The organism is Desulfoluna butyratoxydans (assembly GCF_900699765.1).
Lineage (GTDB): Bacteria > Desulfobacterota > Desulfobacteria > Desulfobacterales > Desulfolunaceae > Desulfoluna > Desulfoluna butyratoxydans.
Map to the genome: position 1 here is coordinate 240,390 of NZ_CAADHO010000004.1, position 19,939 is coordinate 260,328.

The 19,939-nt window shown below is 58.1% G+C and carries 13 protein-coding genes and 1 pseudogene; 9 read left to right on the forward strand and 5 right to left on the reverse strand.

Annotation, left to right across the window (positions count from 1 at the left end; all coding sequences use genetic code 11):
* The first annotated feature begins 4 nt into the window (after positions 1–4).
* The 5 genes from MSL71_RS13225 (at position 5) to MSL71_RS13245 (ending at position 8,892) form a co-directional block, all read left to right on the forward strand.
* Entirely contained in the window at positions 5–1,177 is a 1,173-nt protein-coding gene (locus MSL71_RS13225) for a thiolase family protein (protein WP_180141049.1), read from the forward strand.
* A gap of 444 nt (positions 1,178–1,621) precedes the next feature.
* A complete protein-coding gene (locus MSL71_RS13230; protein ID WP_180141051.1) occupies positions 1,622–3,961 on the forward strand; it encodes a molybdopterin-dependent oxidoreductase in 2,340 nt (779 codons plus the stop codon).
* A gap of 373 nt (positions 3,962–4,334) precedes the next feature.
* Positions 4,335–5,918, forward strand: coding sequence for an FmdE family protein (locus MSL71_RS13235; protein ID WP_180141053.1), 1,584 nt, complete (start codon positions 4,335–4,337; stop codon positions 5,916–5,918).
* Between the two features lie 122 nt (positions 5,919–6,040).
* On the forward strand, positions 6,041–6,880 hold the full coding sequence (locus MSL71_RS13240) for an alpha/beta hydrolase (protein ID WP_180141055.1): 840 nt from the start codon (positions 6,041–6,043) through the stop codon (positions 6,878–6,880).
* A gap of 746 nt (positions 6,881–7,626) precedes the next feature.
* Complete coding sequence (locus MSL71_RS13245) at positions 7,627–8,892, forward strand: OmpP1/FadL family transporter (protein ID WP_180141057.1); 1,266 nt, start codon at positions 7,627–7,629, stop codon at positions 8,890–8,892.
* A gap of 87 nt (positions 8,893–8,979) precedes the next feature.
* Here the strand turns inward: MSL71_RS13245 and MSL71_RS13250 are convergent, their stop codons facing one another.
* The 5 genes from MSL71_RS13250 to MSL71_RS13270 form a co-directional block, all read right to left on the reverse strand.
* Positions 8,980–9,969, reverse strand: coding sequence for an alpha-L-glutamate ligase-like protein (locus tag MSL71_RS13250; protein WP_180141059.1), 990 nt, complete (start codon positions 9,967–9,969; stop codon positions 8,980–8,982).
* Positions 9,966–11,477 carry a UUP1 family membrane protein gene (locus tag MSL71_RS13255; protein ID WP_180141061.1) on the reverse strand — a complete coding sequence of 504 codons (1,512 nt, stop codon included), beginning with the start codon at positions 11,475–11,477 and terminating at the stop codon, positions 9,966–9,968. The genes MSL71_RS13250 and MSL71_RS13255 overlap by 4 nt, the downstream gene beginning before the upstream one ends.
* A gap of 3 nt (positions 11,478–11,480) precedes the next feature.
* The gene (locus tag MSL71_RS13260; RefSeq protein WP_180141063.1) at positions 11,481–12,011 is read right to left on the reverse strand and encodes an ATP-dependent zinc protease family protein; all 531 of its coding nucleotides are present in this window, start codon (positions 12,009–12,011) and stop codon (positions 11,481–11,483) included.
* A 373-nt stretch (positions 12,012–12,384) separates the two neighbouring features.
* Complete coding sequence (locus tag MSL71_RS13265; protein ID WP_180141065.1) at positions 12,385–13,104, reverse strand: BON domain-containing protein; 720 nt, start codon at positions 13,102–13,104, stop codon at positions 12,385–12,387.
* Positions 13,105–13,322: 218 nt separating this feature from the next.
* Positions 13,323–14,357 carry an NAD(P)H-dependent flavin oxidoreductase gene (locus tag MSL71_RS13270; RefSeq protein WP_180141068.1) on the reverse strand — a complete coding sequence of 345 codons (1,035 nt, stop codon included), beginning with the start codon at positions 14,355–14,357 and terminating at the stop codon, positions 13,323–13,325.
* A 699-nt stretch (positions 14,358–15,056) separates the two neighbouring features.
* Here MSL71_RS13270 and MSL71_RS13275 point away from each other — a divergent pair.
* The 4 genes and pseudogenes from MSL71_RS13275 to MSL71_RS26905 form a co-directional block, all read left to right on the forward strand.
* Positions 15,057–16,577 (forward strand): DUF1846 domain-containing protein, encoded by a 1,521-nt coding sequence (locus MSL71_RS13275; RefSeq protein ID WP_180141071.1) that lies wholly within the window; start codon positions 15,057–15,059, stop codon positions 16,575–16,577.
* Between the two features lie 374 nt (positions 16,578–16,951).
* The gene (locus MSL71_RS13280; RefSeq protein ID WP_180141073.1) at positions 16,952–17,746 is read left to right on the forward strand and encodes a DUF3592 domain-containing protein; all 795 of its coding nucleotides are present in this window, start codon (positions 16,952–16,954) and stop codon (positions 17,744–17,746) included.
* A gap of 95 nt (positions 17,747–17,841) precedes the next feature.
* On the forward strand, positions 17,842–18,570 hold the full coding sequence (locus MSL71_RS13285; RefSeq protein ID WP_180141075.1) for an esterase/lipase family protein: 729 nt from the start codon (positions 17,842–17,844) through the stop codon (positions 18,568–18,570).
* 888 nt (positions 18,571–19,458) lie between these two features.
* Positions 19,459–19,893: pseudogene (locus MSL71_RS26905) on the forward strand (DUF1254 domain-containing protein); the annotation flags it as partial.
* Between the last annotated feature and the right edge of the window lie 46 nt (positions 19,894–19,939).

Below are 19,939 nucleotides of genomic sequence, written 5' to 3' on the forward strand. Positions count from 1 at the left end.
ACATATGCGCGAAGTTTATATCGTAGAATCCGTACGAACCCCCGGATGCAAGAACAAGAGAGGGCAGTTCAAGGAGACCCGTCCCGAAGACCTCCTCTCCTTTATCATGAAGGCCTGTGTGGAGAGGGCCGGCGTCGACCCCAAGGAGATCGACGACGTCATGTGCGGGTGCGCCTTCCCGGAAGCGGAGCAGGGGCTCAATATCGGCCGGGTGGCCAACCAGATGGCCGGGTTCCCTGAGTCGGTCTCCGGGGCCACCGTGAACCGATTCTGTTCCTCGGGCATCGAGGCCATCGCCCTGGCCCATTTACGCATCGCCGCCGGGTGGTCCGAGGTGACCCTGGGCGCCGGTATCGAGTCCATGACCTACGTCCCCATGGGGGGCAACAAACCGCGCCCCCACGCTGAGTTTGCTGCCACCAACCCCGAGATGTACATCTCCATGGGCGTGACGGCCGAGAACGTGGCCGATCGCTATGGCATCACCCGGCAGGAGTGCGACGAGTTTGCCGTCCGGTCCGTGGCCAAGGCTGCCAAGGCCCAGGAGGAAGGGTGGTTCACTGAGATCGTCCCCACCCCGGCCTACAACTTTGTGGTGGGCGAAAACGGGACCTATGAGAAGAAAGAGTTCATTGTGGACAAGGACGACGGCATCCGCGCAGGCACCACCGTGGAGGGCATCGCCCGTTTGAACAGCCCCTTCAAGGCCGGTGGCGTGGCCACGGCCGCCAACTCCTCCCAGACCACCGACGGCGCTGCCGCCACCCTCCTTGCCAGCAAGGAGGCCTGCGAAAAGTTCGGCCTGAAACCCCTGGCCAGGCTCGTGGGCTACGCCGTTGCCGGGTGCAAGTCCGATGAGATGGGGGTCGGTCCCAAGTACGCCATTCCCAAGGTCCTGGAGCAGACCGGCTTTACCCTGGACGACATCGACGTCATTGAGCTTAACGAGGCCTTTGCCACCCAGTCCCTTCACTGCATCAAGGAGCTGGGCCTCGACGAGTCCAAGATCAACCTCAACGGCGGCGCCATCGCCCTGGGCCACCCCCTGGGCTGCACCGGCGCCAAGCTCACCGCCACCCTGCTGGCCAACATGAAGCGGGTGGGGGCCAAGCGCGGCATCGTCTCCATGTGCATCGGAGGCGGCATGGGCGCTGCCGGTGTGTTTGAACTTGTCTAGACCGCTGTGCCTGCCTTGCCCGGATATTTCACACATGTCCGGGCTCGGCGGTCATGAAAGGGCTTCTTCGAAGATGCGGAAAGGGGCCGGACACCTCTTTCCGCATTTTTCGGTGTATTAAGACAGGAGTCTGGTCTGGCAAGGGGCCGCAACGCCATGGACGGGAAACATCACGGATTCCTTCCACGCATATATCCAAAAGCCTGATTCCCTTCTGTGTGTATGTGGATTTTTCCTGTCCGGCGTTTCGGTCCGTTTTGTGCCCAAGGGTCTACCCTGCCTCGGGTTTGGAGAGGGCTTCAGCTTATGCCAACGCATGCGCTTTACTCGTAAACCAATGCGATTGAGGTGATGAGGCGTTGTTTTTACTTGTCGAATGCTCTTTTTTTTGATTGTATATTACGCATGTGTAATAAAATGGGCTAAGGGCTTAAGGAGAGAGAGATGGGCGAGTGGAAGAAGACGGGGTGTGTGTTGTGTGCGCAAAACTGCGGGCTTGAGGTGCAGACCGAGGGGCATCGCATCGTGAAGGTCCGGGCCGACAAGGAGAACGTGAGGAGTCGGGGGTACATGTGCCGGAAGGGTGCCAACGTGGCCTTTCACCAGAACCACGAGGGGCGGTTGACCCAGCCTCTGAAGCGCACAGAAAACGGGTTTCAGGAGATCTCCTGGGAGCAGGCGTTTTCCGAGATCGGCTCCAGGCTCCGGGGGATCGTGGACGAGCATGGGCCGAAGTCTTACGCGTACATGGGGGGAGGGGGGCAGGGCTGCCACTTTGAGGCGGCCTTCGGCATGACCCTCATGAAGGCCGTGGGCTCCAAGTTTTCCTACAACGCCCTGGGCCAGGAACTCACCGGGTACTTCTGGGCCTGCGGGCGCATGATGGGGCGCCAGAATCGGTTTGCCATTCCCGACGAGCATCATGCCGAGATGATCCTGGGCATTGGCTGGAACGGCATGGAGAGCCATCAGATGCCCAGGGCCCCTCTGGTCCTGAAGGAATTTTCTAAGAACCCGGACAAGTTTTTAGCCATTATCGACCCCCGGAAATCCGAGACAGCCCGGGTGGCCAACCTGCACATCCCGGTTCGGCCCGGCACCGATGCCCTGCTGGCCCGGGCTATGATCGCCGTGATCCTGGAGAAGGGGTGGGAAAAACGGGATTATCTCCATGCGCACTGCACCGGGTTTGCCGACATCGAGCCCTGGTTCCGCGGATTCGATATCAAAGGGGCCCTTGCCGTGTGTGAGGTCTCCTATGAAGATGTCCTTGCCCTGTGCGAAAAACTGGTGACCCTGAAGTGGTGCATGCACTTTGACCTGGGCATCTACATGAACCGCCACAGCACCCTCACCAGCTACCTCTACATGCTCCTGGCGGCGGTGTGCGGGCGATGCGGGGTGGCGGGGGGCAACGTCATTCCGGGCACCATCGTGCCCTTGGGCAGCCACACCGACGAACGGGACGAGAAGAACTGGCGCACCGTGGAGACAGGGTTCCCCGCCTTGAACGGGGCCTATCCTCCCAACGTCATGCCCGAAGAGATCCTCTCGGATCATCCCGAGCGCCTCCGGGCGGTGCTCTGCTCCGGGTCTAATCCCCTGCGGAGTTACGCGGACACCACGGCCTACGAGGAGGCCTTTAAAAAGCTCGACCTGCTGGTGGTCTCGGAGCTTGCCATGACGGAGACGGCCGAGCTAGCCCATTACGTGCTTCCGGCCAAGAGCGGGTATGAGTCCTACGACGGCACCTTCTTTCCCTGGAACTACCCCGAGGTCTACTTCCAGATGCGCCATCCCGTTACCACGGTCAAGGGAGACCCCAAGGAGGTGGGGGAAATCTACACCGGCATTGCCGAGGCCGCCGGGTACATCCCCGAGATCCCTGCCTATGTGTACAAGGCGGCCAAAAAAGACCGGAAAACCTTTGCCGCGGCCCTGTTCAGTTTTGCTTCCAAAAACAAGAAAGCCATGAAGGTGCTCCCATTTGTGCTGGCCAAAACCTTGGGAAAAGAGCTTGGTTCGGCCAACCTGGCCGCCCTCTGGGGTATCACCCTGGCCATGCCCAAGGCCAACCGGAAAAACGCGGCCCGGGCCGGGTTTGCCCTTCCCAAAGCGTGGCAGACCGCCTTGAACCCTGTCAATTTCGCAAAGGCCCTGACAGGCATGGTGCGGTATCGTGCCCTTGCCCCTGTGGCTCTTCTGACCCCGCAGATTGCCCAGAGCGAGGCCGTGTTCCAGGCCATTGTCGATCAGCCCGGTGGCCTGTGGGTGGGCAAAATGGCGTTGGACGGGAACCTGGCCGAGATCCGGCACCCCGACGGAAAGATGCATCTCCATGTGCCTGAAATGGATTCGTGGGTGAAAACCGTCACCCCCGAAGCCGAGGCCGCAGCCCTTGAAAGGACAAAGGAGGCCCCCCTTGTCCTCATGGCCGGGCGGCACACCTCGAACAACAGCAACACCCTCATGCGTGATCCCGCCTGGAACGAGGGGAGGCGTCCCTGCACGCTGGCCATGCACCCGGCGGATGCCGAGCGGTTCAACCTGACGGACGGCCAGATGGTGAAGATCACCACCGAGGCGGCCTCTGAAGTTATCGAACTGGAGGTTACCGACCACATGCGTGAAGGCCAGGTGGCCATTCCCCATGGGTTCGGCCTGGTGCACAACGGGGAGGCCTTTGGCGTGAACGTCAACCGCCTCACCAAAAACACCCACAGGGATTCCTTTGCTGCAACGCCCCTGCACCGCTACGTGCCTTGCAGGGTGGAGGCGGTGTAGGAAAAAATCCGGCCTTGACCCGGATATTTCATGAGAAAACAGCCGTTCAAGAGGAAAATTGCATGATTTTAGATGGCTATAGTGAAAATGCCGGTTATTTAGAAAATGCAAAATGTAAATCACTGTTTGCTGTTTGATTTTCTCATCCTTCGGGCGAGCCGGGTGCGCTCAACTGCTGCGTTATCAGGGTCTTGAGGTAAAAAACTACATCTGCAGTTCTGATGCCTTGCATATGAGAGCACCCGACTCGTAAAATATCCGGGTTGAGTCTGCACGAGGTAGGTAGTATACAAAAGATGCTTTTTTTGTGTCTCTGTCCTCCCTTGGTGACTCTGTGGATGAGTCTAATTCCTGTTCTGATGAGAGGTTTTTTATGACAATTCGTGGGTATTCGTTTGACGGGTATGTGGATGAGGTGAAAGCATTTCACGGTCATGTGGCCCCGGGGATGGTGGCCGGCGGCTTTATGGTGGAGCTGGCCCTGTCCAGCCTGCCGCAAGGGGGGCTCTACGATGCGGTGAGCGAGACCCGGGCCTGTATTCCGGACGCGGTTCAGCTCCTCACCCCCTGCACCATCGGCAACGGATGGCTCAAGATTGTCCCCACCGGGCGTTTCGCCCTTTCGCTTTACGACAAGCATACCGGCAAGGGGGTGCGGGTGGCTCCTGATTACGATATCCTGGATCAATGGCCCCAGTTCAAGGCCTGGCTGCTGAAGCTGGTGCCCAAAAAAGAGCAGGACACCCCTGCGCTGATGAATGAGATCAGGGATGGGGGCGTTTCCCTGTTTACCTGTGAGCCTGTTGCCCTGGATCCGTCGTTTCTGGGCGGCAAGAAAAAGCATGTCAGCCATATCCATCGCTGCTCCCTTTGCGGGGAGGGGTTCCGCTCCGTTGACCGGGCCGAGATCTGTCCGGCCTGCTCCGGGGAAGCGACCCTTTACGTCCGCGGTTCCGAAGACGAGGTGACACTGACCTCCACCCCCCTGGAAGAGGCCGTGGGCGGCCACGCCCTCCACGACATGACCCTCATCGTGCCCCGCAGGCAAAAAGGGCCTGCCATCGTCAAGGGGCAGCGCATCACCGATGCCGACGTGGAGGTGTTAAAGCGTATGGGAAAAAACAGGGTCTACCTGGAAGAGCAGAACCACCGGGAGAGCCTGGTCCACGAAGACGATGTGGCCATTGCCTTCGGCGACACCCTGGGCGGGGAGGGCGCGGTGGTTGCCGGGCCGCCCAAAGAGGGAAAAGTGGAGTTCCGGGCAGCCCATGACGGCCTGTTCTATGTGGATACTCAGCGGGTCAACAGGCTCAACACCATGGCCAACGTGATTTTGTCCACACTCCCTTCATGCACGCCGGTTGCCGGGGGGCAGCTCCTTGCCGGGACCCGGGCCGTGCCCCTGTTTTTGTCTCGCCCTGAGTTTGCCCGGTGCATGGCTCTTGCCCATACGCCGCTATTTCATGTGGCCCCCTACATCATCCGTGAGGCAGGGGTCATCGTTACAGGCACCGAGGTCTACGAAGGCCGCATAACGGACGGGTTCCTTCCCTACGTGGAATCCATCCTCGGAACCTACGGGGCCGGTGTCGCCACGTCCGCCTTTGTGCCCGATGAGCCTGCCCGGCTCGCCGCCGAGGTGACCCGCATGGCGGGGGAGGGGATCAAGCTCATCATCACCACCGGCGGTCTTTCCGTTGACCCCGACGATGTCACCCAGCGTGGCCTTGAGAAGGCGGGTGTTACCGTCACCTCGTCACGGTCTCCTGTCCTCCCCGGGGCCATGACACTCCTTGGGGAACTGGGGGACACCGCCGTGGTGGGAGTCCCCGCAGGGGCGCTGGCCTCGGAAAAAACCGCATTTGACCTGCTGCTGCCGCGGCTCCTGGCCGGGATGGAGGTCACGCCCGAGGATGTTTACGCCATGGGGGTCGGTGGGCTGCTTGTGGGGGCATAAACTCTCACCGGTAAAGCTTATCCCGAATCGGCCTCAAACCGACCCGTGCCATGGGCCGTCTCCATGTATGGAAGACGCAAGGGATGAACGCCTTCTTTATTTGATGCCCTGAGCTTATTGACATGAACATGACCTGGACCCATCACCCCATGCCCGGCGACGTCACCATAGAGGCCGCATGGAGTCCCTGCAGCACCCCGCAGCCCAAAGGATGTGTGGTGCTCTGGCCCTGCATGGGAGGCGATTGCCGCATGTATGCCATGCCCGTGGAGACCTTTACATCGGCGGGCTGGCATGTGCTCTTCTATAACCCGCGAGGCCATGGCGGGTCCACGGGGTACCTTTCCGTTGAAACGGCAGGGGAGGACTTGAAGCGCCTTTTGGACCGCTTTGACCTTTCCGGGCTGCCCCTCACCGCCATTGGGCACTCCGGAGCCTGTGCCGCCTGGCTCAAGGCCTCGGCTGCCGGGCTTTCGGTGACGGACTTTTTTTTTATCGCTCCGGTCCTCAATTCCCGCAGGTCGCTGTTCTATATGTATGAGACCGGGACCATCGGGGAGTTTGTTTTTGTGACCTCCCGCCTTGCTGCCGACCCTGCCCACTTCAAGCGCACCCTTGCCGACACTGCCTGGCTGGACCCGGCGTATTGGCATGCACACAACCTGGAGCATGTCTTAAACGGGGGCAACGGCTCTTTTCCCATGGGCAGTTTCCTCCGTGAGCTTTTTATCCCCGGGGTCGATGCCATGCCGGAGCTGGGCTTCCGGGAAGCTGACGTGACGATTTTTTTCCCGACCCGGGACAACTGGTATCCTCACAGTGAAACCCTCGGTGAGTGTTCGGAGAAGCTGACAACGCTGGAGGTCCCTGACGCCGGGGATCATTACTTCTCCGGTGCGTGGCCGGCCGTGTGGTCACAAACAGCTCACCGGATGGCTATTGCGGCGTCCGGTTGCCGGTAAACAGACATAAGGGATTTAGATTTGTAACTATTCAGCTTATGCCTCCGGCGGCCCTTCCGGGGGCCAAATTTTTGAAAAATTTGACAAACAGGTCTTGATAGCCTTTGCATGAATTCCAGCGATTTTGACTGGTTTAATTTTTCTGCTCACTCTCTTCGTTTTCTGTCCCCCAGGGGCAGAAAACGAAGAGAGTGAGCAACCGGAACGTTTTTTGCGGAGCTTTTTTTCAAAAAAGCGACCCGCCGGAGGCAACGGAATTTTTAAATGCGTTGGCCCTGGGTAAACAGGTTTTATTGCTTGAATAATGGCGACGTATTGCGTATATTTACAGAGTATTAGTAATGGTTGGATTAATCCGTTTTGCCCCTGTTATTGCCCGCGGGGTTCCGTGTATTATATCCGCGGGCAGGTTTCCATCAAGCCGCCATGGATTTCCTCACCATCTGGTGGGATGACCGGCAACGCCTTTCAGGCCCTGTCCATTCCATTGTCCGATTCCTCTTTCTGTAGCCATTTCCATGGCTGGGTCGTATCCCTGCGATCAGCACGAATGTATTCCCGATAAATCACCGACAATGCGTTGGGCCCCATTTGTTTTGAGGGTGCCGGTTCAGGCGGACCGTGTCCGATTGCATGGCAATACCGATTGGTCGGTGTGCTTGAGATGCTGCTCATGGGATGCTCTGCTCCTCGGCCAATACGCGAGATTATTTTATTGAATCCATCATTTCCTCAGAGGTGACGCTATGAAAATTATGGGATGGCTTTGGGTGAGTATTGGGTTGTTGTTTCTTTCGGCACAGGCAGCCTTTGGCGGTGGAGTCTGGCTTTATGAGGCCGGGACACCGGATATGGGCACGGCCCAGGCAGGTCGCGCGGCCCTGGCAAATGATGCCTCCACGGCTAGTTTCAACCCGGCCGGTATGTCTCGCCTCGATCGGTCCCAGCTCATGCTCGCCCTGGTGGGACTTGAGGTTAAAGCCAAGTTCTCCTCGTATGAGTCGAGCAAGGGCGGGGGGGACGGCGGCGATGCCGGGGGCTTTGTTCCGATTTTTGGTTTTCATTACGTTCACAAGCTCAACGACGATGTCAGCCTGGGCATTTCCACCGGGTCCTACTTCGGCCTGGGGCTGGATTACGGTGCCAATTGGGCCGGGCGCTACTTTATCCAGGAAGCTGAGCTCATCACTTACTCGGTTAACCCGGGAATCTCCTACCGAATCAGTGATATGCTCTCCGTGGGGTTTGGCGTCAGTCTGGTCTACGGAGAACTGGACCAGAAGGTGGCCCTGGCCAATCTGGAGCCAGGAGCGGATGGCCAGCTCAGCATTGAGGAGGACGATACCGAATTTGGCTTTAACCTGGGTGTTCTCGTGGAGCCCATGGAAAGGCTTCGCCTCGGCCTGACCTACCGTTCGGAGGTGGAGATGGAGTTCAAGGACTCTGCGTCCTTGACCAATGTGGGACCGGGGTTGCAGGCGCTTCTGAACAGCCTGGGGCTCACCGGGAGCACCGTGGACCTGGGGTTGAATATTCCCCAGGCGATCATGGCCAGCGGTGTGTTTGAGCTTACGGACCAGTGGTCAATTCTGGCCAATGTCGGCTGGCAGGACTGGAGCGCCTTCGGACAGCAGACCCTGACATTTCGTTCGAACACCGCCACAAGCCTGACCCAGGACCATGATTATGACGACACCTGGCACTTTGCCCTGGGCGCCCAGTATCGCTTCGACGATCCCTGGCTCTGGTCCTTTGGCATGGCCTACGACACCTCACCCATGGACAGGAGCACACGAACACCGGATGCCCCGCTGGATCGCCAGGTACGGATCGGTACCGGGATTCAGTATGATATCAACGCAGACATGACCGTGGGGGCGGCCTATGAGTTCATTGATGCGGGGGCGGCCAATATGGACCTTGAGAGCGAGCCCCTGCGCGGCACCCTTCGGGGTGATTATTCCACCAATGAGATCCATGCCTTTGCCGTGAATTTTAATTACAAGTTTTAAAAAGAGACCGGTCCTCGACAGAGGCGTCGGGGACCGGTTGGTTTGGGCAGCCCAGAGGCGGGAAGAGGGGCGGGAAAAGAGGCGGGATCAGAGCCGCGCTTCGGATGGCATCTGGGGGGCGTTGCCATGGGCCGAAAAGGTGTCCATGGCAAACAGGGCCCTTTCCGATGGTGTTCGCTGGGTGTGGCGTTCGCCATCAATGCAGGTGATCCTGGGCTGGATGCCGGTGCCGTTGGCAATCTGAATGGCAAGGCCGGGTCTGGCGTTCAATTCCAGGATCATGGGGCCCTTGGTGCTGTCCAGGACGATGTCCACACCGAGGTACCCCAGGTCGGTGATGTCGTAACACCGCGCTGCCAGCTCTGCAAACTTGGGCCAGTCCGGCACGACAAAGGTGGCGAGGTTCTTGCCCGTGTCCGGGTGGTGGGTGAGGGGGCGGCCGAATTGAACCGCTTTCAGGGCCTTGCCTGTTCCGATATCAATGCCCACCCCCACGGCCCCTTGGTGGAGGTTGGCCTTGCCGTCCGAGGCTGTGGTGGAGAGGCGGGTCATGGCCATCACCGGGTATCCTTTGTACACAATGACACGAATGTCGGGGACCCCCTGGTAGGAGAACCCGTCAAAGGCCGTGGAGAACTCCACCATCTCTTCGATCATGGCCACATCATTGCTGCCGCCCAGGCTGAAAAGGCCGCTCAAGGTGTTGGATGCATGACGTTTGACCTCGCCAATGGAGACGAGACCGCCGCCGGGTTTGAGAAAATCCCGCCCCTGGCGTCCGCTGATGACGAGGATTCCTTTCCCGCCGCTTCCCCTGGCCGGTTTGATCACAAAGGCCGGGCATCCTTCCAGAAAATCTTCCAGTTCCCTCACATTACCCTGAGTTTTGATGACGCCAAGGAGCTTCGGGGCGGAAATACCCGCCTTTTCCAGGATGATCTTGGTTCGGAGCTTGTCGTCCACAAGGGGGTAGAGCCGCCTGGGGTTGTTCCGGGCGATCATCACCACGTTGCGGCGATTCATGCCCACGACGCCTGCCTTTTTCAGCTTTGAAGGAGAGGTGAAGAACATGGTCATTTCCCTCCGGCAAGGGGTTCAAACCGGCGCAGTTCGGTGAGCCGGTACCCTGAGTAGCTCCCGATCATGATGATCACGGCCAGAACCACCAGCAGCAGCTCCGGAAAGGAGTAGGCCAGGTGGCCGACGAATTTGCTCTGCATGGCAAGGAAGATAAGGGAGGCGGAAAAGAGACTGCCCCCACCCTGGACCAGGACATCCCGCGGGCCTTCTTCCTCCCACAGCACCGACATGCGCTCGATGGTCCATGAGATGATGATCATGGGGAAAAAGGTGACCCTGAGCCCCGCTTCGAATCCCATTTTGATACTGATGACGCTGATGGCCACATAGATGATGATGACAAAGACCAGCACCGCTGAAATCCTGGGCACAAGCAGGAGGTTGAGGCTGCTGAGGTAGGAGCGGAGAAACAGGCCGACCCCGACGATGAGCAGAAACAGGGCCAGTCCTGCCAGGAGGTTGACTTCGAGAAAGACCATGGCAATGAGGATGGGCATGAAGGTGCCTGATGTCTGGATTCCCACGAGGTTGCGAAGGATCACCACGATGAGCGCCCCGATGGGGATGAGCAGCAGGAGCTTGAAGGTGTTCTGTTGTGAGACGGGGAGGCTGTAGATGGAAAAATCGATGAGCATGTGCTTGTTGAATTTGCCGTGCGTGACCGCGGCTCTTTGTGCGGAGACGGTCCTTTCCAGGGTGGAAAAGGTGATCTTTCCGCCCGTGCCCCCGGTGATATCGAGGATGGCGTCGTTTCCGTACCGCCAGAGGAGAAATTCGTTGCGTTTTTCAACCTTGACGGTTCTCGGGTCGATGAGCTTCAACCTGTCACCGTCAAGAAACTCGATGTAACTTTTGAGGGTCTGTTTTTTCCTGCTTTCCGAGAGCTTGAGCCCTTTGACTTTCCTTGCCTTGACGCCCGCCATGTTGATAAGGCCGCTGGCAAGGATGTATTTCCCGCCGTGCTCCTCCGCATGGGAGAGGAGCAATGCGGCGTCGTCGTTGAGGGGATCATTGAGGGCATTGAGGATGGTATCGGCGAGATCCACCGGCTGGTCCTCTGTTTTTTTTGCTTCCGAGACGATGTTGGTGGCAGCGGCCTGCTGCGGGCCGGTAAAGGAAAGGGGCGGTGTTGTCTCCATGGCGGCGGGCTTCAGCCTGACGTCCTTTGCATGGCGGTATGCCGTGGTGCGGAAAAAGATCTTCTGCTCACCGTCTGCCCTGTCGGTGGTCCAGACGCCATGGCCTTTCATCCGTTCGAATGTATAGCCCCTGGTCACGGATTGCCTGCCCGTGATGGAAAGCGAGTCCGTTTTGGGCATGTTCACCGAGACCTCTGCTGGGCCTCCGAGGGCCGTGAACGTGATGGTCGCCTCAATGGTCCAGACCGTTTCTTTCTGTTCCGGAAAAAAAGGAAAGCCGAGCTTGATGTGTTTGTATGCGGCAGCCCCTGCACCGAGGGCAATGAGTATGACGATGATGACGATGATCTGGATACGTTGTTTCATGTGTTACTCCTCACCCATGGGGGTCGTGACGTTTTTGAGGGTCACATCGACAATGAATTCACCCTCCAGGAAATTGCGGCCGATGAGCACCTGGTAGGTAAATTCCGAACGATCCGTGAGGGTAAACTCCTTGTAGAGGGAAACGCCCCCGAGCATGGCCTTCATTTTGACCACAGGCCGCCTCTGGCTCTCCTCGCCGTGTCTGGTGATTTTTACGGTTCGGGACAGCTTTTTTTCAAGCTCATGCGTGTCGCCGGTTTTTTTGTCGGTGAGGGTAAAACGGACCCATTTTTTGCCGTCGCGCTCGAAGCGCTCGATGTTCGTGGCGTCCAGGGAGCAGCTGGTGGCACCCGTGTCGATACGGGCTGGCAGGGTGATACCCGCATCGACAAGGGTCACGGGCTCCACCTCACCGATGACCCGTCTGTCTGCCGGGATGTCCGGGTGCGAACGTGACCCTGCGCAGGAGACGCACATAATGGCAACGGATGAGGCGACGAAGAGACGGGTGAACACAAGGGCTGTCTTTTTCATGGGGGCACGCTGTCCTTTTTTTGGGTGAAGAGACTTCTCTCATGGACAAATGGGCCAAACATGCTGGGTGGTGCGTTGTGGCGTCAGGCCCGGAAGGCGCAGAAAAAGGGGGGATGCCTGGAGGCAGGGGCAGCGGCCGGGCCGAGCGGTGGGCTTGGATGTTTTTTATTCGTCGGAGTCACACCGTGAGGCGATTCTGTTGACACGGCGCGGAATGGCTGGCTTGTTTCAACTGCTCTGTTTGATTAAGAAAAAGATACGCGATATGGCCCGCCTGTTCAATGAAAAAACGATGGACCCATCGCACTGAAAGCGGGTGGGGGAACAGGAACCGGGCGGCATCGGAGCAACGGTTGATATGGGTATCGCCACGCTACGGAGCGGGTGGGGCCTCTTCTATCGGGGCCTGGTCAGGGGGCTGGAGGGCCGGCGCCTCAGGCTGATCGTCGGTGATCAATTCGTCATCATCTTTCATGGCCATCTCGGCGATGGTGTCCAGAACAGCTTCCCAGGACCTGCCGCTTCCGGTGGACAGGAGAAAGGAACGCACTTTTTTTACCCCCGGGGTGTGGCGGGCGTGATACTCGGCGGCCTGCACGGCCTTGTCCGAGCCGACCACCCCCAGGAGCACGGCATGACACTGCACGGATTTGACGTACACGTTGGTGGAGAAGACCGCGCTGTCAGAAACCAGCCTGGCGTTGAGCTCCGTGGTGATGCGCAGGTCGTCGGTGATGGTGCAGAACCGCTCGTCTCCTTTTTTCAGGATGTAGGGCACCGGGGGCTTGCCCGTGACCTGTCGGGCGATGGTCACAAGGCGCTCAGCCTCTTCCAGGGTGTCGCACTGTCCCACGATAAAGGGGTAGCCGTAGTAGCACTTGGCCGAGGCATCCAGGACCATGGTGATATCATCGGCCAGGATTTTTTCCATGAGCAGGGCGGTGAGTTTTTTGTCGTTTAAGATGTGCTTGAGGCTTCGCTCGTCCACGGCGGTTTTGTAGACGGTCCGGGCCCCGCTCCGTATGGCCGACCCCACGCTGCAGGAGGTCATCAGCAAAAGAATCAGGACCGTGGCTGTTATATATTGTTTCATGCATCCACCGCAAAAATGGGGTCGCTGTCGGGTCATCATTCAGCTTGTCTCCGGCGGGGGGCTTTTTTTAAGAAACCCCGTAAAAAAATGTAGCGCAGGTGCAAACATGTCGACACTGCGTCAAAGGCGTATGAAACGGCTTGCTCAGCTTTGTAAATGGTTGTCCGCCGGAGGCAACCCTGGGTTGAACAGCTAAGGTAAGGACCTGCTCAAAACCCTCAAGCCGAGTTTTTCCGTGGCAACGCCCCTTCGTCATCAGACAAGAGACCCACGGCCTCATCAAGGGCCTGGCGGGCTTCTTCGATCATTCGCCGGATGAGTTCATCAACGCCGGGAATGTCCTCAATGAGTCCTACGGACTGACCGATGGTGAGCATGGCCTCTTCTGCGTTGCCCTCTTTCCAGACAGCCTTGGCGCGTTCGCCGGAGATGAGGGGGAGAAGGTCGGTGAGGTCCCCGCCTTTCTGTTCCACCTCCGCCACCTGGCGCATGACGGTGTTGGACAGGGCCCGAACCTGTAGGCCGAAGGCGCTCAGAAGGGACTGGAGGTTCAGGGAGGTGTCGTTCTCTTTTTTTTCCATGAGCACCTTGTGGATGTTGGCGTGTACACCGCTCTCCCGGGTGGCAAGGAAGCGGGTGGCCATCATGATGCCGTCGGCACCTAACGACAGGGCCGCGGCCAGGCTGCGGCCATTGGCCATGCCCCCTGCGGCCAGGACGGGGATGTCCACCTCGGAGACCACCCGGGGGACCAGCACCAGAGTGGAGACATTGTCCATATGGGGGAAGCCCCCCTCCTCGAACCCAGCGATGGTGACGGCGTCGTAGCCCACCTTCTGGGCATGCACCGCGTGTTTGACCGTGCCCACCTTGTGCAGCACCTTGACCCCTGCCTCTTTGGCCATGGGGATGAACTCGGGCCCCAGGAACCGGTCCACGGGGGCCCCGGCAATTTCCAGGGCGGTGACCTTTTTTTCACAGCAGACCCGGAAAAAGTCCTGGAGCAGCTCCACGGGAAGGCGGATGGAGGGCATGGTGGTGATGTTCACGATAAAGGGCTTGTCCGTGAGGCGCCTGGTGTCATCGATGGCGGCCCGCAGGTCGTCTGCGCTGTTGTAGTTTCCCGAAGTGAGGTTCCCCAGGGCGCCTGCGTTGCTGATGGCCGCAGCCAGGGAAGGTTCGGCGATCCAGAGCATACCGCCGCATTGAATGGGGTACCTGCATCCGAAGAGATCCGTCATGCGTGTCTTCATGGGGTGTCCTTTGCGGGTTGAGCGGGTTTGGGATGTGGGGACGTGCTGCGTAAGATCTGTTGAGATGACTATACGTTAGCACAGGCTTGGAAATGGGGTCAACGGCAGGTCATATCCCGTGGACCACGGCGTGGTGCCGGGGCCGCATGGCCTGGAAATATTCATTTTTCCGGTGGGGAAGGCCTGTGGCTCCCTTCATTCAGGGGGCGTCATCGGCCCTTTACAGAGCCGGTGTTTCCTTGCTTCGGGGGCCCGGGTGTCCCTTGCATTTTTTCCCCGTTGCAGGCTCAAACCCCGGACACCCCGTCATTGGGCTTTCTACAGGATTTTGACAGCAACGCACCTCGGACGGGGGCAAAGAATCTTCTTTGCAGTTGCCTCCCACCTATGGTAATCCCGAAACGTTGTGGCAATAGATAACCCGTTCACCACCCCTTAACCCGGTTCCGGGCTGAGTTTAGATGTCGTCTTGTAAAGTCGATGAGACGACCGCACCGTCCAGGCAGTGCCTTGTGGCGGGGCGGCCATCATGCAGTGTTCCGTTGCGGCGGGGTCCTGCGTTTTTTGGGACCATCGTGCCAACCCCCTGAAAGAGTCGTTTGAATGATACATGCCGGTATTGCGGCACGGCTTTGCTGTGTCTAAAGAATTCCTGCGTGCTCGTCACGGCTTGTGAACCGATCCCTTGAGGTTTTGATTATGAGTGCAAATCAGATTTTTGATAATGAGAAGTACCTGCGGGAGCAGGCCGGTGAGATCCGGAAGCGTATTGAACGATTCGACAACAAGCTCTACCTGGAGTTCGGCGGCAAGCTGATGTTCGACTACCATGCCGCCCGCGTGCTTCCGGGCTATGATCCAAACATTAAAATACGCCTCCTGCAGAAGCTCAAAGACCAGGCCGAGGTACTGATCTGCATTTACGCCGGGGACATCGAACGTAAGAAGGTCCGCGCCGACTTCGGGATCACCTACGAGACCGACATCCTCAAGATCATCGACGACCTTTCCGAGTGGGGCATCGAGGTGAGGGGCGTCATCATCACCCGTTTTGAAAACCAGCCTGCGGCGGTCCTCTTTAAAACCAAGCTGGAGAGGCGCGGGATCAACGTCTACACCCACTACTTCACCAAGGGCTACCCCACGGACGTGGATACCATCGTCAGCGACGAGGGCTACGGGGTCAACGACTACGTAAAGACCGAAAAACCCCTGGTTATCGTCACCGGCCCGGGTCCCGGCAGCGGCAAGATGGCCACCTGTCTCTCCCAGCTCTACCACGATCACCAGCACGGCATCCAGGCAGGCTACGCCAAGTTCGAGACCTTTCCCGTCTGGAACCTGCCCCTGAAACACCCGGTGAACATCGCCTATGAAGCGGCCACGGCTGATCTGGCCGACGTTAACATGATCGACCCCTTTCACCTGGAAGCCTACGACACCAAGTCCGTGAACTACAACCGCGACGTCGATGTCTTCCCCGTGCTCAAGAGGATCCTCCAGAAGATCACCGGGGATGAGTCCTTCTACCTCTCTCCCACGGACATGGGCGTAAACCGCGTGGGCTTTGCCATCGCCGACGACGAAGGGGCCCAGGAGGCCTCCAGGCAGGAGCTGATCCGTCGCTACCTGCGCTATCGCTGCGAGTATGTTCTGGGCATGGTGGACAAAGACACGGTCCAGCGCGCAGAGCTCCTGATGAAGGAGTTCGACCTCACTGAAGAGGATCGCTCCGTGGTGGGTCCTGCACGCAGGGCCGCGGAAGAGGCCAAGGCCGACCCCCGTCTGGGCAACGAAGGGCTCCATTGCGGGGCCGCCATCAAGCTGAAAGACGGCACCATCATCACCGGCTCCAACTCTCCCCGCATGCACGCCGCAGCCAGCGCCATTGTCCGCGCCCTGAAATACCTGGCGGAGATTCCCGGCAAGATCCAGCTTCTCCCCCAGGCCACCGTGGACTCGGTGAACAACCTCAAGACCGATGTGCTGGGAGAAAAGAACCTCTCACTGGACCTTCAGGAGACCCTCATCACCCTGGCCATCAGCGCCACCAGCAACCATGCGGTTCAGCTGGCCATGGAAGGGCTCAAGGAGTTCAAAGGCTGTGAGATGCACATGACCCACATGCCCACCCCCGGCGACGAGGCGGGCCTGAGGCGGCTGGGAGTTTACCTCACCACCGATCCCCTCTTTTCCTCCAACAACCTGTATACGGCATAAGACACAGATTTACAGGGAACAGGGCAGGGGAGAAACAGGATTTCCCGGGCGGCAGGCTCGGGTGATGCGCTGCCTTGAACCTTCGAAAAGAATACCACAAAGAAACGCACCGGAGCACCTTATGTTCCTGTGCGTTTTTTTGTGGCCGCGAGACGGGCTCCATGGCCAGTGCAGCCACCCTTTTCATAACGACTGGAACAAAGAACACCTTTTGTCTTTTTTGTTAGCTGTGATACGAGTGTGTTCTGGCATGCCGTGTTATCTGGACGGATTGCCAAAGGGCCAGGATGGTTCAGGAAGGCACAACCCTTCAGCGTTCGTAACCCACGTCGGCCGAGGCATTGCTTTTATTCTTATATTAAGGAGACCCTGTAATGAACAGTTCGAGTTCTCGGCACGTGTCCGCCGGTCTGTTTATCCGGTTTTTACTGGACCGGCCCCGCGCCCTTGGGGTGGGGCTTATGCTGGCGGTTTGTCCCATCCTTATCCTTGGTATGCTCAGCTGGCTCATCACCTCCATGGACGGCAAGGGGCCGGACTTTGATTCTATTCTTAAAACGGGCAGTCCGGTCACCGCCACGGTGGTGGATGTCAAGCCCGTGACACGCATCACCATCGAGAATCGCAACCCGGTGCGCATCACCTACAGCTATCAGAATAACGGTGTTTCCATCATGGATGCTGTCCAGACCATGGCCGAAGCAGGTTACGCCCTCAAGCCCGGCCAGGCCGTGACAGCCCTCGCTTCCGGCAGCGACTCCATTCTTCCCGATTTTCCTCCGGTGCTCTTTCCCCGGTGGGCCATTGCTGTCATCGGCGGAATCTTTGCCATGATGGGCCTCCCGTTTCTGGCTTTCACCTGGGCGGGCGCGGCTGCCAAAGGACGGCTCTACCGTCGGGGTGATTTGATTAACGGCACCGTGGACTCCTTTTCTTCCGCCTACTGTGTGCCCTTTACCGCCACCCGGATACAGGTGGCCTTTACCGGCATCACTGAAGAGGGCAGGGCCGTAAAGGGATCCACCGTGGTGGTGGCAGACGAAAGCTGGCGCGGGAAGAAAAGGGGCAGCGCGGTACGGGTGCTTGTGGACCCCTTGTTGCCTGAACGGGCCTGTGTGGTGGAAGACGCGGTGATGGGGCGTTGTTTGGGAGGGAAGGCTAAAGGCTAAAGGCGAAGGGCGAGGGTGTAAGGCGAAGGGCGGCATCGCTATGTTGCGTTGTTGTGCCTGCGTTAACACGGGAACATTCTTTTGGAGGTCAAGTGATGAAACATGGCGTGGCCTGTCTTGTCAGTGTCTTTATTATCCTTTCCACGGCATCCGTTCTTCTGGCGGATACAGCCCCGACCAGACCCAGCGGCGTGGTCCTGCTCCACGGCCTGGCGCGGTCCGCATCATCCATGAAAAAGATGGAAAAAGCTCTTCAGGCCGCAGGCTATCCGACTCTCAACATCGATTATCCTTCCACGGATTACCCGGTGGAGGTCCTCTGCCGGGACCACGTGGCGCCTATGGTGAATACCTTTTCCCAAACCACCGGCGGTTCCATCGCCTTTGTCACCCATTCCATGGGCGGGATTGTCCTTCGGTACCTGGTAAAAGAGGGGCTTATCAAGCCCCCCCATCGTGCCGTCATGCTCAGTCCTCCCAACCAGGGCAGCGAAGTGGTGGACAAACTTGGGCGGCTCCGCCTCTTTAAACTTATAAACGGCCCCGCAGGCAACCAGCTCGGCACGGGCCTTGATCAACTCCCTGCCACCCTCGGCCCCGTGACCTTCCCCGTGGGCGTCCTCACCGGCACCCGCACCATCAATTTTATCCTCTCCGCCCTGATCCCCGGTCCCGATGATGGCAAAGTGGCCGTGGACAAGGCCCCTGTATCCGGCATGGCCGATTTCCTCGCCATTCCCGCCACTCATCCCTTTATCATGAAAAACAAAACAGCCATCCACGAGACGTTGAGGTTTCTGGAAACCGGTCATTTTGGTGAATAGGGGGTAAGTCCCCAGGCTCGCAAATCTGACGTCCCTTCGGTTTCAAACCAGGTGTTGTCGTTCACCGGAATCATGCGTGTTGTTTGTTTTGATTGGTGTATTGGTATGTTAATTAAATGGTTTGGGGTTTTGTGGCGATGTGGTACGTTAGTCGATAAATGCAAGGTTCGTTTTTGCGAGCCACTCAACCCTTGGAACCACCTCCACCCTTCTACGTGCAGTTTCGCATCTGTTGAATCGTGAAATCTTCATCATTCCTTGCTCCGTTCTTCTTGCCCCGGTTTTTGCCGGGCTGTCTTTTTGGCGTATTGAAATTTCAATATGGTATTGGCTTGTTTGGCTGAAGCGCGGGTTCTCCGTGCCACTCTTTTTGCTTCCCTTCGCGGTGCCACACTTCACGGTTGCTCAATAAAAAAGGTAACTATTCAGCTTACCTCCGGCGGGTCGCTTTTTTGAAAAAAAGCTCCGCAAAAAACTTTTGTAATGCACCCGCGCTTCGTTTCGATCGCCCTGAGGGGCCATCGAAACGAAACAGTGGAAATTATTTCGGCGGAGCCTGGAAAGGCTTGCTTAAGACCTGTTTGTCAAACCCGACTCATAAAATCGGGCAAAAGTTTGGCCCCCGGCAGGGCCGCCGGAGGCAAAGATGGGCTGAACAGTTGCTAAAAAAGGAACATTCACATGAAGAAGACAACAGTCATGGTGGTTGCGCTGCTTATGGTGACGGTGGTTGGATCGATTTCGTGGGCAGAAACGTTACCGCCGGAGAAAACATTTGACCAGACTGACGGGGTACTGGCTAGAGCGCGTGCGGTAGAGGATATTGAATACAAGATCATGGTCCAACGCGCCACTCAAGGGGCAATCTACTACATGCCTGCCGTTGTGATGGTGGACTTTGTGAGGGCAATCCGACGTGATTTGGGTGGAGATCTCAACGATGTGGCGTATCTGAATGCACCGCTGGGATCTGACGATGGCTTCCTGACGGCAAACGACGTTACGGCCTATGCCTGGGCATCCCTGTCTTCCAAGCGTGGCCCCATTATCGTCGAAGTGCCTCCGGCAACGGACAAGGTGAGTTATTTTGGCTCGATTCTGAATGCATGGTCGCAGCCCATTGAAGATGTCGGGCCTGCTGGCAGAGATAAAGGCAAAGGAGGGAAATATTTGCTGCTGCCTCCCGGGTATGATGGTGAGAAATCAAAAGCCGATCTCGAGAAGGATGGCTATTTTGTCTATGCAACAGACACGTATGAGTATGGTTTTTCCTTTAGACCGCGCCTTTATAACAAGGCGACGGACAAAGATGCCGGGGACTACGCGAAGAGGGTTAAAATCTACTACCTGTCTGAAGCAGCCAATCCGC

What these genes read in the sequence shown, in the direction of transcription:
- MSL71_RS13240 (WP_180141055.1), top strand. Translation starts at nt 6,041, where the DNA reads ATGAACATGACCTGGACCCATCACCCCATGCCCGGCGACGTCACCATA.
- MSL71_RS13235 (WP_180141053.1), top strand. Translation starts at nt 4,335, where the DNA reads ATGACAATTCGTGGGTATTCGTTTGACGGGTATGTGGATGAGGTGAAA.
- MSL71_RS13275 (WP_180141071.1), top strand. Translation starts at nt 15,057, where the DNA reads ATGAGTGCAAATCAGATTTTTGATAATGAGAAGTACCTGCGGGAGCAG.
- MSL71_RS13260 (WP_180141063.1), bottom strand. Translation starts at nt 12,011, where the DNA reads ATGAAAAAGACAGCCCTTGTGTTCACCCGTCTCTTCGTCGCCTCATCC.
- MSL71_RS13245 (WP_180141057.1), top strand. Translation starts at nt 7,627, where the DNA reads ATGAAAATTATGGGATGGCTTTGGGTGAGTATTGGGTTGTTGTTTCTT.
- MSL71_RS13280 (WP_180141073.1), top strand. Translation starts at nt 16,952, where the DNA reads ATGAACAGTTCGAGTTCTCGGCACGTGTCCGCCGGTCTGTTTATCCGG.
- MSL71_RS13265 (WP_180141065.1), bottom strand. Translation starts at nt 13,104, where the DNA reads ATGAAACAATATATAACAGCCACGGTCCTGATTCTTTTGCTGATGACC.
- MSL71_RS13250 (WP_180141059.1), bottom strand. Translation starts at nt 9,969, where the DNA reads ATGACCATGTTCTTCACCTCTCCTTCAAAGCTGAAAAAGGCAGGCGTC.
- MSL71_RS13225 (WP_180141049.1), top strand. Translation starts at nt 5, where the DNA reads ATGCGCGAAGTTTATATCGTAGAATCCGTACGAACCCCCGGATGCAAG.
- MSL71_RS13270 (WP_180141068.1), bottom strand. Translation starts at nt 14,357, where the DNA reads ATGAAGACACGCATGACGGATCTCTTCGGATGCAGGTACCCCATTCAA.
- MSL71_RS13255 (WP_180141061.1), bottom strand. Translation starts at nt 11,477, where the DNA reads ATGAAACAACGTATCCAGATCATCGTCATCATCGTCATACTCATTGCC.
- MSL71_RS13285 (WP_180141075.1), top strand. Translation starts at nt 17,842, where the DNA reads ATGAAACATGGCGTGGCCTGTCTTGTCAGTGTCTTTATTATCCTTTCC.
- MSL71_RS13230 (WP_180141051.1), top strand. Translation starts at nt 1,622, where the DNA reads ATGGGCGAGTGGAAGAAGACGGGGTGTGTGTTGTGTGCGCAAAACTGC.